This window comes from Micromonospora sp. MP36 (assembly GCF_008119785.1).
Classification (GTDB): Bacteria; Actinomycetota; Actinomycetes; order Mycobacteriales; family Micromonosporaceae; genus Micromonospora.
Genome location: NZ_VSFA01000024.1, coordinates 77,969 through 84,107, shown reverse-complemented (window position 1 = coordinate 84,107; position 6,139 = coordinate 77,969). Strand labels below are relative to the sequence as shown.

Below are 6,139 nucleotides of genomic sequence, written 5' to 3'. Positions count from 1 at the left end.
CCCCCCCCCCGCCGATCGCCTACCGGTGGGAGGCGCTGGGCGCCCTCTTCACCGTGCTGCTGGTCGCCGTCGTGGGCCTGTACGCGGGCCGGTTCAGCCGGCGGCGGCGGGAACGGGTGGCGGAGCGGATCTGCCGGGAGGACTTTCCCGACGCGCCGCCGCAGGCCGCCGGGCAGGTCCAGCGCGTCCGCCGGGCGATCAGCAGATCGCGCCTCGCCGAGCAGTTCAGCCCGCTGCTCATCGTGTACTTCGTGCTCTCCCTGCTCAGCCTCGTGTTCACCGCGCTCGACCTGATCGAGATCGGGCCGACCCAGCTGGCGCAGCAGCTCAGCGGGAACCGCCAGACGTTCGTGGGGCTCGCTGCCTACCTCACCGACGCCGGGACGATCTCGCTCGGGTTGATCATCGTCGGGCTCGTGTTGATCGGTCTCATGGCCTACGTCTCCCCTGAGGTAAGGCGGGCGGCCGGGGTGCTGTGGGACCTGGGCACCTTCTTCCCCCGCACGACCCACCCGTTCGCGCCGCCCTGCTACGCCGAGCGTGCCGTGCCGGAGCTCGCCAAGCGGGTGAGCGCACTGGCCCGGCACCAGAAGGTGGTGCTGTCCGGGCACAGCCACGGTTCCGCGCTGGCCGCGGCGGCCGTCCTGCAACTGCCGCCGGAGATGCTGCACCGGGTTGCCCTGCTCACCTACGGCTCGCCGCTGCGCCGGCTCTACGGACACCTGATGCCGGCCTACTTCGGCGAGGACGTCCTACGCGAGCTCGGCGAGCGCGTCGGGTGGCGGTGGCGCAACCTCTGGCGGAACACCGACCCGATCAGCGGGGCGATCTTCTCCACGCACCGGCCCGGCGAAGCACCCGCCGTCGAGGGTCCAGCCGGCCAGGTGGACGTACGCCTGCGCGATCCGCGCGCGGTCACCGTCAACCCGATGGACACGGTCCCGCCGCCGATCGAGGCGCACTGGCCGTACCACACCGACCCCCGCTACACGGAGGTCGTCATCGAACTCGCCGACTGCCTCGACCGGCAGGGGCCCGCCGAGGGTGGGCGCACCGCGTCCGGCTGACCTGGTCGGCCATGCCGGCGAGCGTGCGGTCGCCCACCCCGAGGGCAGCGGCGCGGTGAGCGGCACACGGCCGGCCCAGCGGCGAGCAGGGTCACCGCAGGTGGCGTTCCGCGGCGGCGTGCCACCAACCGGGCGGCGAGGGTCCGTCCACGACCGAGGTCGGCTGGTCAGGGTGCAGGCCGAGCGGCCGTAGCGCCCTGCCGTGGACCATCACCCGGTACCAGCCGTGCCATCGGCCGTCCGGCCCCGGGCCGCAGGCCAGGTCGTAGCGGATCTCGGCCGGGCGAAACGGCATCCAGTCGATGCCCCGGTCGCGTAGTCAGGCCCGCAGCGCGGCCATCGGCGACGGGCAGCCCGGCAGGTTCTCATAGCCGGCCACCGTGATCCAACGGTCCATGCCCCCAGCATGCCAGGCGACCGGGCAACCGTGGGGACAACTCGCGCCGGCCCGACCCTCGTCCGACCGGCTCATCCCGCCCGGGCCGGTCGTCGGATACACCGTTGACCCTCGCTTGAGGAGGGTGGACCGGACATTGTCATCCACCACGGGGGTGTGCACATGACCGAACTGAACCGTCGTGCCCTGCTGCGTACCGCGGCGCTGGCCGGCGCGGCCGCGGTGACCGGCGTGGCCGGGGGACTGGCGGCGGCGCCCGCAGCGGCGGCGGAGGCCACCGAGGTGGTCAACGGGCCGTGGCTCGTCACGGGCAGCGCGGGGCTGCTCCAGATCAACCCGGGCCACACCACGCCGCAGGTGCTGCTGACTAACGGCTACGACGCCACCACCTCGCCCGACGGCCGGTGCGTGGCCGTGAACAACCTGCGCTACGAGGGCGAGACCGGGTCGAACCTGTCGCTGTTCGACCGGGTGACCGGCGAGGTCCGGAAGGTGATCAGCGACCCGTTCGGCGTCCACTACGACTGGCCGACCTGGTCCCCGGACGGCACCGAGGTCGCCCTGGTCGTCAACCACGACACCTTGGTCGCGGTGAACGTGGCCACCGGCGCGCGGCGGGTGCTCGTCCAGGGGCACAACATGACCCGTCCCAACTGGTCCCGGGACGGCTCCATGATCGTCATGAACTGGCTCAGTCGCTCGGAGGGTCCGCAGCTGCGCATGCTGGAGCTGGCGACCGGCAAGGTGCGGCGGGTCTACCAGCCCGATGCGGGTGAGACTTTCTCCTGGCCGGTCTTCATGCCCAACTCCGAGCGGGTGGTGTTCTGCACCAACCGCTGGACCCGCGACGTCGCGATCGTCGGCGGGTCCCTCGGTTCGGTGCGGATCGACGGCACCGGCGTCAAGCGGCTGACCGACGAGCCACGGGTCTACCTGTCGCCGGTCTTCTCGCCGGACGGACGCTACTGCGCCGCGCTGTCGGTGCCGCCGACCAACGAGTACCCGGACGGCGGCAACATCATCGTCTCGACCAGCGGCTTCGGCGACCCGTGGTGGATCCCCGGCGACGAGTACGACGACAGCATGCGGGTGGACTGGGCCCGCGCGATCTGACCCGGGCACGACCCGCGACGCGGCGGCCGGCTTCCCGGCCGCCGCGTCGGCGTCGGCCCGGATTTCCTCGCCGCTTCGCGGGTGTGGTGCGAGGCTGTAGGCGGGCGCCGTCGCCGGACCCGGCGACCGCAGTGGAGGGTGCATGGGCGAGCCGCCGATCGGAGCCTCGTCCCGCAGCGCCCAGGCGCACGGCCGGCGCGCCAACCGGCGCAGCTATCACGACGGCGTGCAGGTCAACGGGTACGTCGACGACCCGTACCACCGGATCCGCCGGGCGGTCGCGGCCCGGCTGATGGTCGACGGCGTCGTCGGCGGACGCCCGGTGCTGGAGCTGGGGTGCGGCCCGCGGAGCATGCTCGAGCCGGCGGAGCTGCCCGGCCCGCTGGTGGTGGCGGACATGGCGGAGGCGGCGCTGGGCGAGGCCCGCCGGGCCGCCCACTGCCGGGCCGTGCCGGTCTGCCTGGACGCCACCCGTAGCCTGCCGTTCCGCACCGGCAGCTTCGCCGGGCTGCTCACCGGGGAGCTGATCGAGCACGTGTACGACCCGGTGGCGCTGCTGCGGGAGTGCCACCGAGTGCTCGCCCCGGGCGGCCTGCTGGTGCTCACCACCCCGAACCTGGCCCCGGTCCAGGACCGGCTGGCGTTCCTCTTCGGACGGGCCCCGCGCCAGGTCGATCCGCTGCACCCCTACCTCTGGCTGCACATCCGGCCGTTCACCGCGTCGCTGCTGCGCCGGGCGCTGCGGCAGGCCGGGTTCGCGCCGCTGGCGATCCGCTCCAACCACGTCGGCTGGCGGCTGCCCGGCGGGCGCTGGGTGGCCTCCAGGCTGCTCGCCCGACTCGCGCCGGGGCTCGGCGGATCGTTGATCTGCGCCGCCCGCCGCGGCGCCGCTCCACCGTCACCGAAAGGCACCGCCCGGCTGAACGGTGCGTGATGGTGATATTGACAAAGGGCTATCATGAAGGCTCCGCCGTCGACCGGGGGGTGTCATGGCGCGCGTGGTCACCTGGGTCGTCAAGAATCTCGACGCGTTCATCGGGCTGGTGCTGGCCCTGGTCGTCGCGATCCTCGGGCTGAACAACACGGTCAGCCAGGACGTGGTGAACAGCGTGATCCTGCTCGTCCTCGGCGTGCTCGCCCAGGCGCTGCTGCGCGACCGGCTACGCCGGCAGACCGCGGAGCACGAGGTGCGGGAGGTCATCCACGACACCCGGACCCAGCTCGCCGAGCTGGTGCCGCAGCTGCGCGAGATCAGCGGTCCGGAGGGGGCGCTGAACCGGGCCCGCGAGGCGATCGACAGCGTCACCATGGTCCGGGTACTGCACGGCAGCGAGGTCGGGCAGGCCCTGGCCGAGGCCCGCCGGCACACCGACCGGTGGACCTTCAAGGGCGGCACCGGCACCTACACCCGCGCGGTCACCCTGCCGGAGTGCCTGGAGCACGCCCGCCGACGAAACGCCACCCTGCAGTTCGCCATCGAGATCATCGACCCGACCGACGAGGCGGTCTGCGAGCGCTACGCGCAGTTCCGGCGCAGCCTCGCCCCGGACGCGCCGCGGGAGCGGTGGACGGTCGACCGCACCCGCAAGGAGTCCTACGCCACTGTGCTGGCCGCCTGCTGGCACCGGCAACGCTCCGGGCTGCTCACCATCGACGTGCGACTCTCCGCGCAGATGACCACCTTCCGCTACGACCTCTCCTCCAGCTGCGTCATCATCACCCAGGAGAACCCGCAGACCCCGGCGCTGCGGATCGACCGCACAGAGCTCTACTACAACCGTTACAACATCGAGTTGCAGTTCAGCCGCGAGCAGAGCCGACGGGTGCCGATCGAGGCCGCCGGGCAGGTCAAGCTCGACGACGAGCCCTCCGTGGAACAGGTCCGCCGGCTGTTCACCGCGCTCGGGCTGCCACTACCCCGGTCCTTCGGCGACCGCGAGGTCGCCGACATCGTCAGCCGGGCCATCCAGGCGAGGAACCCGTACGCATGATGACCTACGCCGACCTCGAACGCGAGATCGACCGGGGCACCCGGCCGGAGCTGCTCCGCGGCTGGGTGCTGACCGTCCTCGACGACGTCGCCGAGGGGCGGCGACCGCTGCTGGCCGTCCGCCACCCGCTCGGCTTCACCTGCCTGCCGGTGGAGCGCGCCGGTCCCGACGGGATCTGCGTGCACGCCTGGCCGGCCGGCCCGCCGGCCGGGCAGCCCACCACGTCCGCCATGCACTCACACAGCTGGGACCTGCTCAGCCATGTGCTCCACGGGCGGGTCCGCAACGAGCTGATCGAGGTGACCGACGCGCCCGTGGACCCCGCCTGGCGGGTGTACGAGGTGCACAGCCGCGGTGACGTCGACGAGATGGCCGCCACCGACCGGCTGGTGACCGCGGTGACGGCCACGGTGGAGACCCACTCCGCCGGCGACTCGTACGCGCTGCGCGCCGGCGGCTTCCACACCTCCGAGGTGGACCGGGGGCAGCCGGCGGTGACCGTGGCGCTCGGCCGGACCACCCCCGGCGCCTGCGACCTCAGCCTCGGCGCGGTGGACGGGCGCAGCCACCGGGTACGCCGGAACCGCTGCGACCCGGCGGAGACCGCGCGGATGGCGCGGGAGATAGCTCAACTGGTGGCACGGGGCTGAGTGGCTGGAGGGGCCATGGACGTGGAGCCGAGCAGAGGCGGACCCGACCTGCGCGACGCGCACCGGTTCGCGGTGGAGGCCGCCCAGGCCGCCGGGCGGCTGCTGCGCCGGGGCGCCCGGGGCGAGCTGCACGCCCGGGCCAAGAGCGCCTCCGGTGACCTGGTCACCGACCTGGACCTGGCCGCCGAGCGGCTGATCGTCGACCGGATCCGGGCCCGCTGGCCGGAGCACGGCGTGATCGCCGAGGAGGGCGGCGAGTACGCCGCCGACACCTCCTGGGCGTGGCTGGTCGACCCGCTCGACGGCACCAACAACGTGGCGATCGGGCTGCCCGCGTACGTCGTCGGGATCGCCCTCTGCGACCGGGGCTCACCGGTGCTGGGCGTGGTGCACGACCCGGTCGCCGGGCGCACCTGGTCCGCCGTACGCGGTCGGGGCGCGTTCGTGCACGCGTCCGGTCCGTCCGGCCGCCCGCTGCGCGCGCCCCGCCGGCCGGTGCCGGCCGCGCCGGTGCTGGCCTGGACCCAGGGCCACGAGGTACGCCGGGACGACAGCACCGCCCGGGCGCTCAAGGTGGTGCTCGACGCCACCGCCCGGCGGGTGCTGCAACTGTGGGCGCCGCTGCTGTCCTGGGTGATGCTGGCCCGCGGCGACATCGACGGCATCGTCGGCTACCGCCCGGAGGCGGTCGACCTGCCGGCCGGGATGCTGCTGGCCGCCGAGGCGGGCATGGCGGTCCGCGCCCTCGACGGCGGCTGCTTCGACGACCGGTACGGTTGCCCGGCCGAGCGGCGCAGCTTCGTGGCCGGGCCGCCGGAGACCATCGACCGGCTGGTCAAGCTGGTCACCGCGGCACAGTGGATCGAGCCGCAGGTTCGTCAGCTCACGCCCATCAGCCTGGCCTCTGTCGGTTGGTGAATA

6 protein-coding genes and 1 pseudogene are annotated in these 6,139 nt (G+C 73.4%); 6 read left to right on the top strand and 1 reads right to left on the bottom strand.

Going from position 1 to position 6,139, the window contains the following annotated elements:
- Nucleotides 1–1,067, top strand: a pseudogene (locus tag FXF52_RS41715) (hypothetical protein); the annotation flags it as partial.
- Nucleotides 1,068–1,158: 91 nt separating this feature from the next.
- On the opposite strand, the gene FXF52_RS18505 reads toward FXF52_RS41715, so the two are convergent.
- Nucleotides 1,159–1,362 carry a hypothetical protein gene (locus FXF52_RS18505; protein ID WP_148798193.1) on the bottom strand — a complete coding sequence of 68 codons (204 nt, stop codon included), beginning with the start codon at nucleotides 1,360–1,362 and terminating at the stop codon, nucleotides 1,159–1,161.
- A gap of 264 nt (nucleotides 1,363–1,626) precedes the next feature.
- Between FXF52_RS18505 and FXF52_RS18500 the strand changes: the two genes are divergently transcribed.
- The 5 genes from FXF52_RS18500 to FXF52_RS18480 all read left to right on the top strand — a co-directional run bounded on the left by FXF52_RS18500 (nucleotide 1,627) and on the right by FXF52_RS18480 (nucleotide 6,136).
- Complete coding sequence (locus FXF52_RS18500; RefSeq protein WP_148798191.1) at nucleotides 1,627–2,577, top strand: LpqB family beta-propeller domain-containing protein; 951 nt, start codon at nucleotides 1,627–1,629, stop codon at nucleotides 2,575–2,577.
- A gap of 142 nt (nucleotides 2,578–2,719) precedes the next feature.
- The gene (locus tag FXF52_RS18495; RefSeq protein WP_148798189.1) at nucleotides 2,720–3,511 is read left to right on the top strand and encodes a bifunctional 2-polyprenyl-6-hydroxyphenol methylase/3-demethylubiquinol 3-O-methyltransferase UbiG; all 792 of its coding nucleotides are present in this window, start codon (nucleotides 2,720–2,722) and stop codon (nucleotides 3,509–3,511) included.
- 55 nt (nucleotides 3,512–3,566) lie between these two features.
- On the top strand, nucleotides 3,567–4,568 hold the full coding sequence (locus tag FXF52_RS18490) for a hypothetical protein (protein WP_148798188.1): 1,002 nt from the start codon (nucleotides 3,567–3,569) through the stop codon (nucleotides 4,566–4,568).
- Nucleotides 4,565–5,218, top strand: coding sequence for a hypothetical protein (locus FXF52_RS18485; RefSeq protein WP_148798186.1), 654 nt, complete (start codon nucleotides 4,565–4,567; stop codon nucleotides 5,216–5,218). Before FXF52_RS18490 ends, FXF52_RS18485 begins: the two co-directional genes overlap by 4 nt.
- 15 nt (nucleotides 5,219–5,233) lie before the next feature.
- Nucleotides 5,234–6,136: an inositol monophosphatase family protein gene (locus FXF52_RS18480; protein ID WP_148798183.1), complete on the top strand. Its 903-nt coding sequence runs from the start codon at nucleotides 5,234–5,236 to the stop codon at nucleotides 6,134–6,136.
- Nucleotides 6,137–6,139: the final 3 nt, after the last annotated feature.

Excerpts from the sequence above, each read along its gene's own strand:
- FXF52_RS18505 (WP_148798193.1), bottom strand. The coding sequence starts at position 1,362 with ATGCCGTTTCGCCCGGCCGAGATCCGCTACGACCTGGCCTGCGGCCCG.
- FXF52_RS18490 (WP_148798188.1), top strand. The coding sequence starts at position 3,567 with ATGGCGCGCGTGGTCACCTGGGTCGTCAAGAATCTCGACGCGTTCATC.
- FXF52_RS18485 (WP_148798186.1), top strand. The coding sequence starts at position 4,565 with ATGATGACCTACGCCGACCTCGAACGCGAGATCGACCGGGGCACCCGG.
- FXF52_RS18500 (WP_148798191.1), top strand. The coding sequence starts at position 1,627 with ATGACCGAACTGAACCGTCGTGCCCTGCTGCGTACCGCGGCGCTGGCC.
- FXF52_RS18495 (WP_148798189.1), top strand. The coding sequence starts at position 2,720 with ATGGGCGAGCCGCCGATCGGAGCCTCGTCCCGCAGCGCCCAGGCGCAC.
- FXF52_RS18480 (WP_148798183.1), top strand. The coding sequence starts at position 5,234 with ATGGACGTGGAGCCGAGCAGAGGCGGACCCGACCTGCGCGACGCGCAC.